A 17,189-nucleotide genomic window follows, 5' to 3' on the forward strand; every position below is an offset into this window, starting at 1 on the left:
AAGCCCACACAAGGTACATGGACTTGCACCGTACCTGTGGGAGCCGCGCTTGCCGGCGATGGGCCGCAAAGCGGCCCCGGCAATCTCACCCCTTACAACAATCCCAACCCACGTGCAGTGCGGTCCACCGCAATCCGAGTCTTCTCCACCAGCTCATCCAGCTCGCTGTGATTAGCCACCAGCGCCGGCGCCATGATCATCCGCCCCAGGGTAGAACGAATGATCACCCCCTCCTCGAAACCATAAGTGCGGCACTGCCAAGCCAGGTCATTCTCATTGGCATAGCGCTTGCGGCTGCCCTTGTCCTCGGCGAACTGCAGCGCCGCCACCAGGCCGGCTCCTTGCACCTGGCCAATCAGCGGGTGGTTGGCAAACACTTCGCGCAGAATGCGCTGCAGGTACGGCCCGGTGTCTTCCTTGACCTGGCGCACGATGCCTTCATCGCGCAGCGCCTTGAGGTTGGCAATGGCCACTGCCGCCGCCACCGGGTGCCCGGAATAGGTCAGGCCGTGGGCAAACACCCCACCACGCTCCACCAGTGCCTCGGCAATGCGCTTGCTCAGCACCAGGCCACCCATCGGCACATAACCCGAGGTCAGGCCCTTGGCAATCGACAGCGTGTCCGGCTCGAAGCCGAAATATTCGTGGGCGAACCACTCGCCGGTGCGGCCAAAGCCACCGATCACTTCATCGGCGCACAGCAGCACGTCGTACTGGCGGCAGATGCGCTGGATTTCCGGCCAGTAGCTTTCCGGCGGGAAGATCATCCCGCCCGCGCCCTGGAACGGCTCGGCGATGAAACCGGCGACGTTCTCGGCCCCCAGTTCGAGGATCTTCTCTTCCAGTTGCAGGGCGCAGCGGCGGCCGAACTCGGCCGGGGTCAGGTCACCACCAGCGGCGTACCAGTACGGCTCGTCGATGTGCGCCACATCCGGGATCATGCCGCCCATTTCGTGCATGAACTTCATGCCGCCCAGCGCGGTGGCCGCCAGGGTCGAGCCGTGATAGCCGTTCCAGCGGCCGATCATGATCTTCTTGTTCGGCTGGCCGACCACTTGCCAGTAGCGGCGCACGGTGCGGATCAGCACCTCGTTGGCCTCGGAGCCAGAGTTGGTGTAGATGGCGTGGCTGTAGTGGCCCGGCAGCAGGCTGAACAGCAGCTCGGACAGCTCGATCACCGCCGGGTGGGTGGTGTGGAAGAACATGTTGTAATAGGCCAGCTGGTCCATCTGCGCGGCGGCGGCGGCGGTCAGGTCCTTGCGGCCGTAGCCGAGCTGGGTGCACCACAGGCCCGACATGCCGTCCAGGTAGCGCTTGCCGTCGCTGTCCCACAGGTGCAGGCGCTCGCCACCGACCATCACCCGCGGGCCTTCGGCGTTCAGCGCCTTCTGGTCAAGGAAGGCGTGGATGTGGTGGGCGGCATCGCCGGCCTGGTAGTCACGGGTGTCGCGCTGGGCTTGCAGCTTGGCTTGGAACGGTGCGTTCATTGTTGTTCTCCAGGGTAAAACGCGGCGTGCAGTTGGCCCTGCCAGACCGCTGACAGTAGAAATCGGGTGGGGTGAAACGGCGCGATCAGCGCCTTCGCAGGTAGCTTTCCAGCGGGTCCTTGCTCAGGCCTTCCTGGGCCTGGGCCAGCGAGTCGATGAACAGCGAAAACAGCTCGGACTGCTTGGCGATGTCGAGCTTGGTGTAGAGGTTCTTGCGATGGGTCTTGACCGTGTCCTCGCTGATGCCCAGGCGCTCGGCCAGGGAACGGGTCGAGTGGCCGCGCAGCAGGTACTGGGCGATGCGGCACTCGCGCTCGGTGAGCAAGGAGGAGCCGAAGTTGTTCAGCGCGGCGTTGATCTGCCGGCCCAGGGCACTCTCGAAACGCCCCCCGAGGGCATCGACATCCAGGTGGCTCCACTGCCGCCGCACCGTGGCCACCACCCACGGCGCCACGCACTTGAGGTCATTGACCTGCTGGCGGTCCAGGCGGCGAGTACTGGCCAGGGCCACGGCTATGGTCAGGTGCTCGTCGAGCGGCACGATGAAGTTGAGTTCGTCTTCCAGGTGGGCGTGCTGATAGAACGCCAGGTAGTACTCACTGCGCTTGAAGTGATCGGGGGCGACGTCGCTGAGGCGATAGCAACCCGGGGCGATGCCGTCCATGCAGGCCCGGTAGAACGGGCACAGCAGGTAGTAGCCTTCGAGGTACTTCTGGATGTTGCCTTCCGGCAGCCACGGGCCTTCCTCGTCCTTTTCGAACAGCGCCGACGGCAACCCCTTGCGCGGGTAGAGGAACACGGTAATGGCCTGGCACGGGGCAATCAGCTTGAGGGCGGCGAACAGCGCCTCGACAAAGCCCGGCGAACCCTGGGCGTCGACGACACGGGCCATCTGCGCGTACCAGTCGGGCGATTTCAGCCGGTCTTTGCTCATTGTCGTGGTCCCGTGCCAGGGTTGTTGTGGCTGGGATTCTTGCATGGGACCTGGTTACAGACCATCACCCTTCGGGGTGAGCCCCTGGCCCGGTTCAGGGTCAGGCAGGTCCCAGGAATGGGCTCAGCTGATGGCTTCAAGAAACACCCAGGAAGCTACCGTAGTCAGGACCAGCACAGCAGCCACCACGAAGATCATGTAGCGGTAATCGTTCTCAGTCATCTCAGCATCCCCCCAAAATCCCCGGTTTTCCGGGAGAGAGCAATTCCCATTCCACATTGTGCTGATGCGCTATGATTCGGCCATCACCAATGGAGCTGCATGATGAAAAAGCTATGGATGGGAGTGGCGCTGGCCATGGCCCTCAGTGGGTGTGGGACCGTGCGCACAGTGTCCGACGAGTCGAAAGCCGTGGACGACCTGGCGAAATGGCAGACCAACTGCCATACGATTACCCGGGCGTACAGCGGCGTCGCTTATCAGTTCTGCAACTTGAACGGTCCGCAACGAAGCGGGTCGCATTGGGCGCCGTTCCCTATTCTGATGGACATGGCAGCATCGGGCATTGCCGATACAGTTATCCTTCCCTACACCGGCTACCAGCAGTACAAGCGCGGCAATGTGGCTATTCGTAGGCTCGAGTACTGACACCAGGCTCAAGGCCGCAGGTGTTTCAGGCTGGCGGGGCTGGCCAGTTGATTTCAGTGGGATGTTTCGCTTGCTCGTGCAGCCGACTCAGCGCCACCCGATGGCTGCGCGATAGCCTGGTCATCAGCAGCACGACGCTAAGCTACCCAAATAGCCGGCGCCGTGCGTCTTGGCAAACCTAGCTCAACCCGAAGAACTCCGCTCTCCCCGCCCCTGCGGATATTGGGGGCTCCACCCATTTGCCAGCCTTTGCGCGGCGAGATGCGAAATCAAACAGACACCTCGCAGACAAATCGACAACGTGGCTAAAGTCATGCCCGCTCAAGGCTTTGCTTAAGCCATGTTGAAGACCATAAGAACTGACCAGACACCCAGCCTGTACGCAAACCCAGTAACCAGACAGAGTGGTGCCGTAGTAGCGTCGAGGCGGGTCCATTACAGGAAGCGCTTTATGTCCATTCGCAGCTTGGCGAAAAACCTGCCTCCAGATCCTGACCAGGAAGGTTGGGTGCTTGGGTGGGGCGTTCTTCGGGATAGATATCCATGGCATTTTGTCGACGTCTATGCCGACCAGAAAACAGCCAAGGCGGAAGCGGAACGCCGCGGCGACGGCTACGTTGTGGAGTACGGCTCTCACCGTCTTGGCTCGAAAGAATTTGTGTGCGGCATCACTCTGCCTGAGGGGTGAGCAGTCAACGTGGATAAAGCGCCATTATCGCGACATAGCGGCCAAGGGATTAGCTGCGCGCTCTTTTAACGATCCCGGCGGCCATGAGCGCGGCGCCTGGTATCCACAGACCAGCGTTCGACGTGGCCAGCCCGACAGCAAGCAGCGCCATACCGACAGCAAACATAAGCGTTCTCCTTGACAAGAAATACCCATTTCACAACCCGCCAATTTAAGCACAAGCGGGTCGCAGGAGCGGCCAAAGAGTCGTCATGCCTGAAAAAATCAAACTGACCCGGTGCATGCATCCGCCGAATTCAACTATCGACCCATATCGGCCTTTCGCGGACAGGATGCCCTTGGTGCTCCCCCTGAGCAGGCACGGAAATGGATCGACCCAGCTACATCACCAGAACTGGTCTCGCCGATTAACAACGAAAACCATCAGGGTCAGCTAAAATTTTGATGAGCGCATGAACCGTGAGATATCGATCATGATTAAACAAGAAGCATACGAGGTGGTTGAGCGGATAAGGGCCGATCTTGAGCGACATGGTGTAGTGATCGGGTACGACCCAGAACTTACGCCCCCTGGGTTCGGGTGTGACCTTGATTATCAGGATGCTCCGGTCCAAGAGGATCCACAAAAGCGGGTCGTGGGTATCGTAATACATGACGCAGGCTTGTGGGCCCAGCTCAAACAAGGGGCCGTGTGCCGATGCAGCATCAGTGAATGTGGCTGTAAGCTATTCGGCTTGCCGGTTACCGAAGACCTTAGAGATGATGAGTCCTACACCATCGAGTACAAATCCTAGGCATCAGCACGGTAGCCCGGTTGCGGGCTACCCGCTGAAAAATCCCAAAAAAATTGAATTCGACAGTTGCCTTATCGGTCAGGATTTATGAACGCAGTCAATCTGACGAGGTAACAGCAATGACTATCGAAGCAGAGACACTCGCTCAACTGGCCGAAGCCCTTCAGGAACGGGGCATGACGCTGGTCACCGACGTGGCGTTTACCAGGGCGCCATACCGGCAGAACCATCGCTGGACTTGCATCGTAAGGTAACAGAGCTCCACGCCTACGGTCCGGGCCGCTGAGCCGTGGCCGAGGTCGGTTGAGTCCATTAAAAACGCCACAATCAAAAAGGCCCGCACTTGGCGGGCCTGGAGTGCGGAGTGGCTTATTCCTTGGGCGTATCCTCGTCCAAGGCAGGGTTTTCACCGCCCGGCGAACGGTCACCACCTTCCTCTTCATTCATGAGCGGATCATCATCCGGGTCAGGAACGGTTGGCCGGTCGGGATCTACCACTGGATCGGGTGAAGCAGGCATGTCTGGATTGGTGCCGCCTTGCGCTTTCGGATCGTTGCTCATTGCGGTGTACCTCACTCGGATGCAGCCCTGTTCAGGGCCTCACCTGGCAAATGACGAGCTCATCGAGGTTCGGGATGCTCGCTGGACACAGCGTTGTTGGCATCCACGTCTTTCATCTCTTCTTCGATTGGAGCGTCGTCGTCGGGTGATAGGGGTACCTCACCACCAGTCTCTGTCGGGTCCGGCGCCTTGTCCTCGTCAGTACGCGCAGTACCGTTGTCGCGTGGAACCTGTGAGTCTTGGTCGGAGCCTGGGTTTCCGGGAGGAGGATTCCAATCCTCAGGCCGCTTTTCCGACCAAGCCTCACCGACGCCCTGCTTGGGCTCGGAAGCCGTTTTTTCCAATCCAGATCCATGACCCTGCCCTGTATCAGGGCTGCCTTCAGCTGGCCCTGGGTACGCTGCATCTGGGCCATTGTGGTCAATCGCCATAACCGTTCTCCCATCTCAGGCGCAGGATGTCTGCGCATACGATTGGGAAAATTTCGGCTGGCATGAAGTGCCGAGCGCTCGACAGGCGGGCACAAGGAGCTACCGCCCCCGTATAACTGCCGCCACACCTATGCGACAATAGGCTCAATGTCTGGTCTCAACCCCGCATTTATCGCCCAACAGCTCGGGCATGGCGTGCAGATGCTCTTATCGACTCATGCGCGCTGGATTAACTCGTCCAACGACTGGCAGGAGCTGGAAAAGCTCCAGATTGGTCCGAAATTGGTCCGCAGCTGCGAAGAAGCCACGTAAGTTATTGATAGGTAAGTTCCTTGATCTCCACCGCCAACATCACCATGCAGTTCGGCTCCAAGCCGCTGTTCGAAAACGTTTCGGTCAAATTCAACAACGGCAACCGCTACGGCCTGATCGGTGCCAACGGTTGCGGCAAGTCGACCTTCATGAAGATCCTCGGCGGTGACCTGGAGCCGTCCGGCGGCCAGGTCATGCTCGAGCCGAACACCCGCCTGGGTAAACTGCGCCAGGACCAGTTCGCCTACGAAGAATTCACCGTGATCGACACCGTGATCATGGGTCACGGCCAGCTGTGGAAGGTCAAGGCCGAGCGCGACCGCATCTACTCGCTGCCGGAAATGACCGAGGAAGACGGCATGGCCGTCGCCGAGCTGGAAACCGAGTTCGCCGAAATGGACGGCTACACCGCCGAATCCCGTGCCGGTGAGCTGCTGCTGGGGCTGGGTATTCCGCTGGAGCAGCACTTTGGCCCGATGAGCGAAGTGGCGCCAGGCTGGAAGCTGCGTGTGCTGCTGGCCCAGGCGCTGTTCTCGGACCCGGACGTGCTGCTGCTCGACGAACCGACCAACCACCTGGACATCAACACCATCCGCTGGCTGGAAACCATCCTCACGGCGCGTAACAGCACCATGATCATCATTTCCCACGACCGGCACTTCCTCAACAGCGTGTGCACGCACATGGCCGACCTGGACTACGGTGAGCTGCGCCTGTTCCCGGGCAACTACGACGAGTACATGACCGCGGCCACCCAGTCGCGCGAGCAACTGCTGTCGGACAACGCCAAGAAAAAAGCCCAGATCGCCGAACTGCAGACCTTCGTCAGCCGCTTCTCGGCCAACGCCTCCAAGGCCAAGCAGGCGACTTCGCGTGCCAAGCAGATCGACAAGATCCAGCTGGCCGAGGTCAAGCCTTCGAGCCGTGTCAGCCCGTTCATTCGCTTCGAACAGACCAAGAAACTGCACCGCCAGGCAGTGGTCGTCGAGAAGATGGCGAAAGCCTTCGATGACAAGGTGCTATTCAAGAATTTCGACATCACCGTCGAAGCCGGCGAGCGCGTAGCGATCATCGGCCCCAACGGTATCGGCAAGACCACCCTGCTGCGTACCCTGGTCGGCGAGATGACCCCGGATGCCGGCTCCGTGAAGTGGACCGACAGCGCCGAAGTGGGCTACTACGCCCAGGACCACGCCCACGACTTCGAAGACGACATGACCCTGTTCGACTGGATGGGCCAGTGGACCAGCGGCGAGCAGGTGATCCGCGGCACCCTGGGGCGCATGCTGTTCTCCAACGACGAGATCCTCAAGTCAGTGAAGGTGATTTCCGGTGGTGAGCAAGGCCGCATGCTGTTCGGCAAGCTGATCCTGCAGAAGCCGAACGTGCTGGTGATGGACGAGCCGACCAACCACCTGGACATGGAATCGATCGAGGCGCTGAACCTGGCGCTGGAAAACTACCCGGGCACCCTGCTGTTCGTCAGCCATGACCGCGAGTTCGTGTCGTCGCTGGCGACCCGTATCATCGAGCTGAGCGCTGATGGTGTGGTGGACTTCAGCGGAACCTATGACGATTACCTGCGTAGCCAGGGCGTCGTGGTCTGAGGTAGCTGAGTTGGCCTGGTCGCCTTTGGGTGGCTGGGCCGGCATCTTCGCGGGGCAAGCCCGCTCCCACAGGATTACCACATCCCAGAAGACTGTGGAGATCCTGTGGGAGCGGGCTTGTCCCGCGAAGAATCCACCGCCAATCCCACAGGCTGGCTCTCGCCGATGAATAATTCGTTAGCCTGCTTTCATTTACTTCGCGCAGCGGCCATGATTAGGGCACGCCCAACCGCCCGCCCGCGAAAGAGCCCATGACTGCGCAACAGCCCGCCCCCACCAGCAGCACCTTCAGTATTACCCTGCAGATCCTGTCGATCGTCTTCTACACCTTCATTGCCTTCCTCTGCATCGGCCTGCCGATTGCGGTGCTGCCCAGCTATGTGCACGACCAGCTGGGCTTTGGTGCGGTGATCGCCGGGGTGACCATCGGCCTGCAGTACCTTTCCACCCTGCTCAGCCGCCCTTTCGCCGGGCGCGTGGCCGATACCCTGGGGGGCAAGAAGGCGATTGGCTATGGCCTGCTGGGCATCGCCGGTTGCGGGGTGTTGACGCTGCTCTCGGCCTGGTCGCTGCAGGCGCCGCTGCTGAGCCTGGCCCTGCTGCTCGGCGGCCGTGTGCTGCTGGGCCTGGCGCAGGGGCTGATCGGCGTCGCCACCTTGAGCTGGGGCATCAGCCAGGTCGGCCCGGAGCACACGGCGCGGGTAATCTCGTGGAATGGCATCGCCTCGTACGGGGCGATCGCCATCGGTGCGCCAGTCGGTGTGCTGGCGGTCGCAGGCCTGGATTTCAGCGTGCTCGGCCCGGCCTTGCTGGTGTTGGCGTTAGTGGCCTTGCTGGTGCTGCGCAAGCGCCCCGACGTCGTGGTGACGCGTGGCGAGCGGCTACCGTTCTGGTCGGCCTTTGGCCGCGTCGCACCCTGCGGCCTGGGGTTGACCCTGGCGTCGATTGGCTACGGCACCCTGACCACCTTCGTCACCCTTTATTACCTGGAGCGTGGCTGGGTCGGTGCGGCCTGGTGCCTGAGTGCCTTCGGCCTGTGTTTCATCATTTCGCGGCTGCTGTTCGTCAACGCGGTCAACCGCTTTGGCGGCTACAACGTGGCCATGGCCTGCATGGCCACCGAAGTGCTCGGCCTGAGCCTGCTGTGGCTGGCGCCCTCGCCGCCCTGGGCGCTGGTCGGTGCCGGCCTGACGGGCTTCGGCCTGTCGCTGGTGTATCCGGCACTGGGCGTCGAAGCGATCAAGCAGGTGCCGAGCAGCAGCCGTGGTGCGGGGCTGGGGGCCTATGCCGTGTTCTTCGACATGGCACTGGCCATCGCCGGCCCGGTGATGGGCGCGGTGGCGGTGCACCTGGGTTATGCCTCGATTTTCTGCGTCGCGGCGCTGCTGGCCCTGGCCGGGGTCGGCCTGACGCTGCTACTGGCGCGGCGCGGTCGCCGCGGCTGAGCGCTCGGCGTGCTCCGGCGCGCCAAGGGCCTGGGTGAAGAACGCCGCCGTATCACGCTGCAGCGAATGGTGGATGTGGCGCCGGTCGACACCATCGGCGTCCTTGCACAGCGCTGGCATGCGCGCATGCTGCTCCTCGTCACAGCGGGCCATGAACACGAAGTGCCCGGCCCCTGCCAGCAAGCGGTAGTCCGGGGTGATTGGCAGCTTGCGCGCCAGTTCCTCGGCATTGCGGTCCACCGCCACCAACTGGTCACTGTCACCACTGTAGATCAACGCGGGCACCTTCACCCCGGCCAGGGCATGGCGGCCGAACATCAGGCTCAAGGGAGCCATCAGCATCACCGCGCCGACCCGTGAATCGGCCTTGGGCGCCAGCTCGCTGCGGTCGGCGATCAGCACGCCATGGGTCTTGCAGGCATCGGCATCACCTGGGCGCTCGAGGCAATAACGGCGCAGGCGATCCAGGTCAGGTTGGGCGCCAGACAGGATCAAGGCGGTTTCACCGCCGGCCGAATAGCCGATCACACCGACCTTGCCGTCATTCAGGTAAGGGCCAAGCAACGCGTCTTCACGGGCGGACGTGATGGCCTCGCTGACCTGCAAGGGCCGCCCATAAAGATTGCTCAGAGTGCCCAGGCGGCTATGGTCCCGGGCATTGTCGCCTGGGTGCACCACCGCCACAACGACAAAGCCCTGGCGGGCCAGGGCGGTGGCCAGGTAATGCAGCGCCAGCGGGCTGCCAGTGTTGCCGTGGGACAGCACCAGCAGCGGAAACTGCCCGAGGGCGACCGGGGCCTCTTCAGCGACGTCGATGGGATAGCCGTCGATGCGGATATTGCGCGGTGTGCCATGGGAGGGGTAGAACGCCAGAGCCTGCATTGGCCGGGCGTCGACCGGATCGTCGAGGGTCATGTAATGCAGACCGGCCACCCACGGGGAAGCCTCGGCATGGGCCAACAGGCCACCGAGCAGCAATGCCAGCAAACAACGGGGAGTGTTCATCGGTCAGCTATCGCGCAGCAGGCCTCAGGATAGCGTCAGCATAGATCCGGCCTTACCACCGGCAGATGAAAACTGGATGAAAAAAACGGCTGGTGCACGGGGCACCAGCCGTTTTTTTGTCGCCCGGCGATCAGGCTGCGGCGAACAGCTCGTTGGCGATCTGCGCCTGGGCGGCGTCGATTGCCTGGGTACGGTGTTCCGGGCCATAGGCCAGGCCGTGGGCACGGACCACTTCCAGGTCGGTGATGCCGATGAAGCCGAGGAACACCTTGAGGAAGTCTTCATGACCAACACCGGTCGGCTGGCCAGCGTGCAGGCCACCCGCGGTGGAGACCAGCACCACTTTCTTGTTGCCGCACAGGCCTTCCGGGCCGGCTTCGGTGTAACGGAAGGTCTTGCCGGCGACGGCCACGCGGTCGATCCAGGCCTTGAGCTGGGTCGGCACGCTGAAGTTGTACATCGGTGCGCCAATCACCACGGCGTCGGCGGCGAGGAATTCTTCCAGGGTTTCGGCGCTCAGCTTGGCTTCGAAGGCCTGGGCGGCGTCACGGGCTTCTTCCGGGGTACCGGCAGCCACCAGGGTGGCGGACGAGAAGTGGGCGATGGCGTCGGCGGCCAGGTCACGGTAGACCACTTCGATGCTCGGGTCTGCGGCTTTCCAGGCTTCGACCACTTCGCGGCTCAGTTGGCGAGAGGCGGAATTGTCGCCCAGGATGCTCGAATCGATATGCAACAGTTTCATGGGACTCTCCTGTGAATGAAGACCGCGGCGGTGGGCGATCACGATGGGGAGAATCCTACCGGGATGCCGAATGGCTGAAAAGTCAGTAAAAATGCGTTAGTTTGTCCCACAGGTAGAACAGTGAGACAGCCCCCATGCAAGACCTCAATGACCTCTTCTATTTTGCCCAGGTGGTCGAAGCCGGCGGCTTTGCTGCGGCCGGGCGCCAGTTGGGCATTCCCAAGTCGCGCCTGTCGCGGCGGATTGCCGAACTGGAAGAACGCCTTGGCACCCGCCTGCTGCAGCGCACCACGCGCCAGCTCAAACTCACGGCCGTTGGCGAGCGCTACCTGCACCATTGCCAGGCCATGCTGCTGGAGGCCGAGGCTGCCGACGAGGTGGTGGCGAGCATGAGCAGCGAACCGCGCGGGCGCCTGCGTGTTTCGTGCCCGGTAGCCCTGGCCCATGCATTCCTGCCAGAGGTGATCAGCCGTTTCCTCGAACAGTACCCGCAGGTGCAGCTGGACATGGTCCTGCTCAACCGCCGTGTCGACCTGATTTCCGAAGGCATCGACGTCGCTCTGCGCGTACGCGACCTGGGCGACGAAGATCCGGCACTGGTGACCCGCCGGCTGCGCCAGGCGCAGATGCAGCTGGTGGCAGCCCCCGGCTTTGCCGACCATATCCGCGAGCCCTCCGAGTTGGCCACGCTCCCTGTGCTGGGCGCCGCCGAAGCCGACCGGCTGGTGCACTTCCGCTTGCACGGGCCCAATGGCCGTCAGCAGGAAATCGCCCTGGAACCACGCCTGGCCATCGACGATTTTGTCGTGCGCAACGCCGCCGTGCGCGCCGGGCTGGGCTTCACCGCCCTGCCCAGCATGTTCTGCGAAGAGGAACTGGAACGCGGCGAGCTGGTGAAGCTGCTGCCGGACTGGTCATTGCCAGGCGGCTACCTGCAAGCGGTCTACCCTCATCGACGTGGCTTGTTGCCGGCCGTGCGGGCATGGATAGACCACCTGGCGGCGTCGTTCGAAGCGTGTGGGGAGCGTTATGTCTAAGCAAAAGATGACCGAGGAACAGGTGGCAGCATTCTGCCTGAGCCTGCCGGGCGCGAGGGAGGACTACAAATGGGGCGGTATCCGGGTGTTTTCCGTGGCCGGCAACAAGATGTTCGCCGTGCTCGACCTGGCCGGCGCGGGCTTGTCGTTCAAGGTCGCCGACGAGCTGTTTCTGGGCTATTGCGACCGCCCTGGCGTGCGGCCGGCGCCTTATCTGGCACGTGCCAGGTGGATCAGCATGGCGCCACCCTACCCCATGGGCCGGGATGAACTGTGCGACCTGCTGCAGCGCTCGCACCAGCTGGTGGTGCGACGGCTGCCAAAACGGCTGCAGGCAAGCCTGCTGAGCTGATCAGATGAACGGCAGGAATCGGCTGCCCAGGAACAGGTAATCAAGCCAGAACACCTGATGCAGCAGCACGATACCCCAGAACACCAGCTGGTAAGACAGTTTGCGTGTCTTGTGTCGGAACAGCTGCTGGGCAACCAGCGCTCCGGGCCAGCCTCCCAGCAACTCGCTGGCGTGCAGCACCTTTTCTGGCGTGCGCCAGGTATTGCCCTGGGCCTGGCGCTTGTCCTGCCAGTACAGCAGCAGGCTGATCAGGCTGACCAGCGGGTACAACGCCAATGGCACCCAGGTCTGCCCGCTCCAGCCCATCTGTGCCGCGCCAAGTACCGGCAACAGGCACAGCCCTGCCAGCAGCAACAGCTTCAGGCGTGCATTGCGCACGCCCGCTGTGCGTTCGGCGCCGCTTGACGCCGTATTCTGTGCCCGTGCCATGTCAGCTGTGCGCCGTCGACCAGTCGACCCAGCCGAACTGCCAGGTCGCCAGGATCAGCAGACCAAAGACGATGCGGTACCAGGCAAAGGCCGCATAGCTGTGGTTGGCGATGAACTTCAGCAGCGCGCGTACGGCAATCATCGCGAAGATGAACGAGGTCACGAAGCCGAGGGCGAACACCGGCAAATCGCTCGGTTCGAACAAATGGCGGTACTTGTAGCCCGAATAGACTGCCGCACCGACCATGGTCGGCATCGCCAGGAAGAACGAGAACTCGGTGGCCGCCTTGCGCGACAGGCCGAACAGCAGGCCGCCGATGATGGTGGAACCAGAGCGCGAGGTACCCGGGATCATCGCCAGGCACTGCACGAAGCCGATCTTCAGGGCTTGGGTCCAGCGCATGTCGTCGACATGGTCCACCGCCACGGTGTGCTGGCGACGCTCAGCCCAGAGCATGATCACACCACCGATCACCAGCGCCGTCGCCACGGTGATCGGGTTGAACAGGTACTGGTGGATCAGGTCGGCGAACAGCACGCCCAGCACCACCGCCGGCATGAACGCCAGCAACAGGTTACCGGTGAAACGCCGGGCCTTCGGCTGGCTGGCCAGGCCGAACACCACTTCGAGGATCTTGCTGCGGAACTCCCACACGACCGCCAGGATCGCCGCTAGCTGGATAATGATGTTGAACGCCATGGCCCGTTCGCCAGCAAACCCGATGAGGTCGGCGACGATGATCTGGTGGCCGGTACTGGAAATCGGCAAAAACTCCGTGAGCCCCTCGACCACACCTAAGATGATTGCCTGAAAGGCCGTCCAAAAATCCATTGTTCCCCCGATGGGGCACTGCTGCTTGCAGGCCCCTTATTCTTGATTTGCTTTTGATTGCCGCACGCGGCGCGGCCTTTTTACAGCGACTTCTGGGACCGACGCCAGTGGAAAAGTTCAGCCTGACTAAAGGTTTCATCTTGCTCGGCCGAGATCCTATCAAAGCGGCATGACAAAGGCGCGCGCAGCCTGTGGCAGAGTAGCCAATAACTAGCACTTAGCCATTAGTCGAGTGCCTGCCGCCTGCAAAGCGTGCTTGGATGCACCTGAATAAAAAGAACAAGGTAGGAGTGGATTCGATGAAGGCATTGCGGTCGATGTCGATCAGCCGTCGTCTGTGGCTGATTCTGGTGGTAGCGGTGGGCATGCTGGTGGTGCTCGGCCTGCTGATGCTGCGCCAGATCCATGGCGACCTGTACCAGGCCAAGGCGGAAAAGACCCGCCACGTGGTACAGACCGCCGCTGGCGTGCTGGCCTACTACCAGGGCCTGGAGGCCGCCGGCACGCTCAGCCGCGAGGCGGCCCAGCAGCAGGCGCTGCAAGTGGTGCGGGCGCTGCGCTACGACCAGAACGACTATTTCTGGATCAACGACCTGGGGCCCAGGATGATCATGCATCCGGCCAACCCCAAGCTCGATGGCCAGGACCTCTCCGCCATTCGCGACCCGGACGGCTTTGCCGTGTTCAACGAGATGGTCGCCCTCGCCCGCAGCCAGGGCGCCGGCCCGGTCGACTACCGCTGGCCCAAGCCGGGTGCCAGCGAGCCGGTGGCCAAGACCTCCTATATCCAACTGTTCAAGCCTTGGGGCTGGATCATCGGTTCCGGCGTGTACGTCGATGATGTGCAGGCCGAATTCGCCCGCCAGTTGCGCGATGCCTCGCTGGTCGGCCTGGGCATTGCCTTGCTGATGGCCCTGGTGGTCATGCTCATCGCCCGCAGCATTGCCCGCCCCCTGCAGGAAGCGGTGCAGGCCATGGGCAACATCGCCAGCGGCGAAAGCGACCTGACCCGCCGCCTGGACACCCACGGCCGTGACGAGATCACCTACTTGGGCCAGCACTTCAACCAGTTCAACGGCAAGCTGCAAGGGGTGGTTGGCCAGCTTCAGGGCGCTGCTCACGCCCTGGCGCAGTCGGCCGGGCACGTCGGCGACAATGCTGGTGTCGCTCAGCAGCACAGCGCCCAGCAGTCCCTGCAGATGGACCAGGTGGCGACGGCGGTCAACGAAGTCACCTATGCCGTGCACGACGTGGCCAAGACGGCCGAACAGGCCGCCGGTGAGATGCGCGCCGCGCAGCAGCAGGTGGAACACGGCCAGCAGGCCATCCACGGCAGCCTGCAACAGATCGACCGGCTTTCGGCGACCATCGACCAGGCTGTGCAGGTGATCCGTGACCTGGCCGGGCACAGTACCAAGATTGGTGGCGTGCTCGACGTGATCCGGGCCATCGCCGAGCAGACCAACCTGCTCGCCCTCAACGCCGCCATCGAAGCCGCTCGCGCTGGCGAGCAGGGCCGCGGGTTTGCCGTGGTGGCCGACGAGGTACGCCTGTTGGCACAACGTACCGCGCAGTCGACAGCGGAAATCCACACCATGATCGAGCACCTGCAAGGCCAGTCCGATGCGGCGGTCAAGGCCATCGACACCAGCAGCGAGGCTTCGCGCCAGACCGTGCAGCAAGCCCGCGAGGCCGGTTCCAGCCTGGATGCCATCAGCCAGGCACTGCACAACCTCACCGCCCTCAACGCCTCGATCGCCAGCGCCACCTTGCAGCAGTCCCATGTGGTCGAAGAGATCAACCGCAATGTGCTGGACACCGCCGGGCTGTCGCAGCAGACCGCCGATGCCGCGCGCCAATCCAGCGATGCGGGCGTGGCGTTGGGACAACTGAGCGAGGAGCTGGAACAGCTGCTGCGTCAGTTCCGGGTCTGAACAGGCTGTAAATACCGGCCCCCGAGCGGGCCGGTGCCGGTTGCGCGCTACACCTCCCGCCCTGCACAAGCTACAATCGCCGCCCTTTGCCAACCAAGGATCGCCGATGTCCGGCCTCGAACTCATCGCCGCCGTGCTCGGCGTCACCGCCGTGTGGCTCACCGTCAAGCAGAATGCCTGGTGCTGGCCGATCGGCCTGGTCATGGTGCTGATCTATGGCTGGCTGTTCTACGAAGTGAAGCTGTACTCGGGCATGCTGCTGCAAGTGGCCTACGCCGTGCTGCAGCTGTACGGCTGGTGGCAATGGAAGCGCCCGGACCGGGTCGAAGACGCTCGCCAGGTCTCGCGCCTGCCAGCCCGGGCGCTGCTCGGCGGGTTGCTGGCAGGGCTGCTGCTGAGCGTGACACTCGGTGCGGCGATGGCCAGCTGGACGGATGCGGCCCTGCCCTGGCTGGATGCCACGCTGACCGGTTTCAGCCTGGTCGCACAACTGTGGATGGCGCAGAAACGCGTGCAGTGCTGGCCACTGTGGATCGTGGTGGATGTGGTCTATGTCGGCCAATACCTGAACCAGCAGCTGTACTTCACCGCTGGTTTCTTTGCCGTGTTGACGCTGATCGCGGTACGCGGCTGGCTGGAATGGCGCCGTGCCCCTGCATTGGTGCAGCCATGAAGGTCCTGGTACTGTGCGGTCCCGAATCCAGCGGCAAAAGCTGGCTTAGCGGTGAAATCCAGGCGCATTTCGGCGGTATTGTGGTGGGCGAGTACGTACGCCACTTCATCGACCAGGAATGTCGCGACACCTGCTATGCCGATATCCCCACCATCGCCCGCGGCCAACTGGCCTGGGAAGACCAGGCCCGCCAGCAGGCACCTGAACTGCTGATTCTCGATACCCACCTGCTCAGCAACATGCTGTGGAGCCGCGCCCTGTTCGACGCTTGCCCGCCCTGGCTGGAACAGGCTTTACTTGCCCGTCGTTACGACCTGCACCTGTTGCTCAGCCCGCAGGGGGTGGGCTGGGTCGACGATGGCCAGCGTAGCCAACCGGACCTTGCCGACCGCCAGGCGTTCTTCGAGGACAGCCGTGACTGGCTGCAACGCCACGGGCAAGCGGTGCAGATCATCGAGGGGGACTGGCCACAACGCAGCGCCACAGCCCTGCTTGCAGTGCAGCGCCTGCTGGAGGGAAAAAACCCGGCCTGCATCACCGAGTGTTAATCCCATGACACACCCAGATGAAGCCAACCCCCCGTATCTGTGGGCTTGCAGCCATTTGTGGGGGCAGTGTCAAGGTTGTGAAACAATCGTCGAAAAGCCCCTTCGAGTAACGCAAATGCTGGGCCAAACGCCAATTCACTGAAAATTTGTCTCAGCGCTGATACAACAAATTCACGGCCAGTTCAGGCACTGCGCGCAACTATCTGATTTTAAAGCGTTATCCAAAAACGGCACGGCTTTCGCTCTCCTCCTTCGCAACGCTGCACAAGACCAGCGCCAAAAGAAGGAGTAGCCGTCATGGGGAAACTGGATAAAGGCATTGTTCGCCTGCTGCTGGTCGGTTGTGCTTGGGTATCGGTGCTGCCCGCGATGGCCGATAACGGCATCATCATCATCACCCGTGATGTTCAACCGCGCATGGCCATCCGAGCGCCCCTGGCGCCCGACCCCAACCCTACCACCGCCAATGCCAACCCTTCCGCATACGTTATCAAACAGACCAACGAACTGAGCGATGGCGACTTTGCCAGCATTACCAGCGGCACAGGGATTTCCTCGCTGGTCACTCAGCAGACCAACAACCTTGGCGGCCAGATCGGCAACCAGACGCAGCTGGCGAACCAGGCTGCCGGCCGCGGCACCGGCTCGGGCAACGGCATCTCCAACATGGTCAACTCGAGCGTTCAGCGCGGTCTTGCCCCACTGCAGATCCTGACCGGAGGCAAATGAG

Annotated in this window: 16 protein-coding genes and 3 pseudogenes; 12 read left to right on the top strand and 7 right to left on the bottom strand. The window is 62.5% G+C overall.

Going from position 1 to position 17,189, the window contains the following annotated elements:
- Positions 1 to 92: 92 nt before the first annotated feature.
- Positions 93 to 1,487: an aspartate aminotransferase family protein gene (locus C2H86_RS27010; protein ID WP_159410691.1), complete on the bottom strand. Its 1,395-nt coding sequence runs from the start codon at positions 1,485 to 1,487 to the stop codon at positions 93 to 95.
- 85 nt (positions 1,488 to 1,572) lie between these two features.
- Positions 1,573 to 2,421 (bottom strand): helix-turn-helix transcriptional regulator, encoded by an 849-nt coding sequence (locus tag C2H86_RS27015; protein ID WP_085678937.1) that lies wholly within the window; start codon positions 2,419 to 2,421, stop codon positions 1,573 to 1,575.
- A gap of 321 nt (positions 2,422 to 2,742) precedes the next feature.
- On the opposite strand from C2H86_RS27015, the gene C2H86_RS27020 reads away from it, so the two are divergent.
- Entirely contained in the window at positions 2,743 to 3,069 is a 327-nt protein-coding gene (locus tag C2H86_RS27020; protein WP_346266748.1) for a YceK/YidQ family lipoprotein, read from the top strand.
- A gap of 451 nt (positions 3,070 to 3,520) precedes the next feature.
- A complete protein-coding gene (locus C2H86_RS27025) occupies positions 3,521 to 3,757 on the top strand; it encodes a hypothetical protein (protein ID WP_159410692.1) in 237 nt (78 codons plus the stop codon).
- A 1,163-nt stretch (positions 3,758 to 4,920) separates the two neighbouring features.
- Here the strand turns inward: C2H86_RS27025 and C2H86_RS27030 are convergent.
- Positions 4,921 to 5,112, bottom strand: coding sequence for a hypothetical protein (locus C2H86_RS27030; protein ID WP_159410693.1), 192 nt, complete (start codon positions 5,110 to 5,112; stop codon positions 4,921 to 4,923).
- 536 nt (positions 5,113 to 5,648) lie between these two features.
- Here C2H86_RS27030 and C2H86_RS28515 point away from each other — a divergent pair.
- The 3 genes and pseudogenes from C2H86_RS28515 to C2H86_RS27040 form a co-directional block, all read left to right on the top strand.
- Positions 5,649 to 5,855: pseudogene (locus C2H86_RS28515) on the top strand (site-specific integrase); the annotation flags it as partial.
- A gap of 20 nt (positions 5,856 to 5,875) precedes the next feature.
- Positions 5,876 to 7,462: an ABC-F family ATPase gene (locus tag C2H86_RS27035; RefSeq protein WP_027919182.1), complete on the top strand. Its 1,587-nt coding sequence runs from the start codon at positions 5,876 to 5,878 to the stop codon at positions 7,460 to 7,462.
- A 251-nt stretch (positions 7,463 to 7,713) separates the two neighbouring features.
- Positions 7,714 to 8,907 (top strand): MFS transporter, encoded by a 1,194-nt coding sequence (locus tag C2H86_RS27040; protein WP_159410694.1) that lies wholly within the window; start codon positions 7,714 to 7,716, stop codon positions 8,905 to 8,907.
- On the opposite strand, the gene C2H86_RS27045 is transcribed toward C2H86_RS27040, so the two are convergent.
- Together C2H86_RS27045 and C2H86_RS27050 are read right to left on the bottom strand one after the other, a co-directional pair.
- Entirely contained in the window at positions 8,878 to 9,912 is a 1,035-nt protein-coding gene (locus C2H86_RS27045) for an alpha/beta hydrolase family protein (RefSeq protein ID WP_159410695.1), read from the bottom strand. The genes C2H86_RS27040 and C2H86_RS27045 overlap by 30 nt on opposite strands.
- 130 nt (positions 9,913 to 10,042) lie before the next feature.
- Complete coding sequence (locus C2H86_RS27050; protein WP_060507230.1) at positions 10,043 to 10,654, bottom strand: FMN-dependent NADH-azoreductase; 612 nt, start codon at positions 10,652 to 10,654, stop codon at positions 10,043 to 10,045.
- A gap of 134 nt (positions 10,655 to 10,788) precedes the next feature.
- Here C2H86_RS27050 and C2H86_RS27055 point away from each other — a divergent pair, with 134 nt between their 5' ends.
- Together C2H86_RS27055 and C2H86_RS27060 are read left to right on the top strand one after the other, a co-directional pair.
- On the top strand, positions 10,789 to 11,691 hold the full coding sequence (locus tag C2H86_RS27055) for a LysR substrate-binding domain-containing protein (protein ID WP_103447234.1): 903 nt from the start codon (positions 10,789 to 10,791) through the stop codon (positions 11,689 to 11,691).
- A complete protein-coding gene (locus tag C2H86_RS27060; RefSeq protein ID WP_159410696.1) occupies positions 11,684 to 12,043 on the top strand; it encodes an MmcQ/YjbR family DNA-binding protein in 360 nt (119 codons plus the stop codon). Before C2H86_RS27055 ends, C2H86_RS27060 begins: the two co-directional genes overlap by 8 nt.
- Here C2H86_RS27060 and C2H86_RS27065 read toward each other — a convergent pair whose 3' ends face one another.
- Together C2H86_RS27065 and C2H86_RS27070 are read right to left on the bottom strand one after the other, a co-directional pair.
- Positions 12,044 to 12,472, bottom strand: coding sequence for a DUF1294 domain-containing protein (locus C2H86_RS27065; protein ID WP_159410697.1), 429 nt, complete (start codon positions 12,470 to 12,472; stop codon positions 12,044 to 12,046). It lies immediately after the preceding gene.
- A 1-nt stretch (position 12,473) separates the two neighbouring features.
- Positions 12,474 to 13,304 carry an undecaprenyl-diphosphate phosphatase gene (locus C2H86_RS27070; RefSeq protein WP_159410698.1) on the bottom strand — a complete coding sequence of 277 codons (831 nt, stop codon included), beginning with the start codon at positions 13,302 to 13,304 and terminating at the stop codon, positions 12,474 to 12,476.
- 389 nt (positions 13,305 to 13,693) lie between these two features.
- Between C2H86_RS27070 and mcpP the strand changes: the two are divergent.
- From mcpP to C2H86_RS27090, 5 genes and pseudogenes are all read left to right on the top strand, one after another.
- Positions 13,694 to 14,317, top strand: a pseudogene (mcpP, locus tag C2H86_RS28855) (methyl-accepting chemotaxis protein McpP); the annotation flags it as partial.
- Between the two features lie 348 nt (positions 14,318 to 14,665).
- Positions 14,666 to 15,238 (top strand): annotated as a pseudogene (locus C2H86_RS28860) (methyl-accepting chemotaxis protein); the annotation flags it as partial.
- 106 nt (positions 15,239 to 15,344) lie between these two features.
- Complete coding sequence (gene pnuC / locus C2H86_RS27080; protein WP_159410700.1) at positions 15,345 to 15,911, top strand: nicotinamide riboside transporter PnuC; 567 nt, start codon at positions 15,345 to 15,347, stop codon at positions 15,909 to 15,911.
- Positions 15,908 to 16,459, top strand: a complete 552-nt coding sequence (locus C2H86_RS27085; RefSeq protein WP_159410701.1) for an AAA family ATPase — start codon at positions 15,908 to 15,910, stop codon at positions 16,457 to 16,459. Before pnuC ends, C2H86_RS27085 begins: the two co-directional genes overlap by 4 nt.
- A 297-nt stretch (positions 16,460 to 16,756) precedes the next feature.
- Positions 16,757 to 17,188 (top strand): hypothetical protein, encoded by a 432-nt coding sequence (locus C2H86_RS27090; protein ID WP_159410702.1) that lies wholly within the window; start codon positions 16,757 to 16,759, stop codon positions 17,186 to 17,188.
- Position 17,189 lies beyond the last annotated feature (1 nt).

Source organism: Pseudomonas putida (assembly GCF_009883635.2).
In the GTDB taxonomy this organism is placed as follows: domain Bacteria; phylum Pseudomonadota; class Gammaproteobacteria; order Pseudomonadales; family Pseudomonadaceae; genus Aquipseudomonas; species Aquipseudomonas putida_W.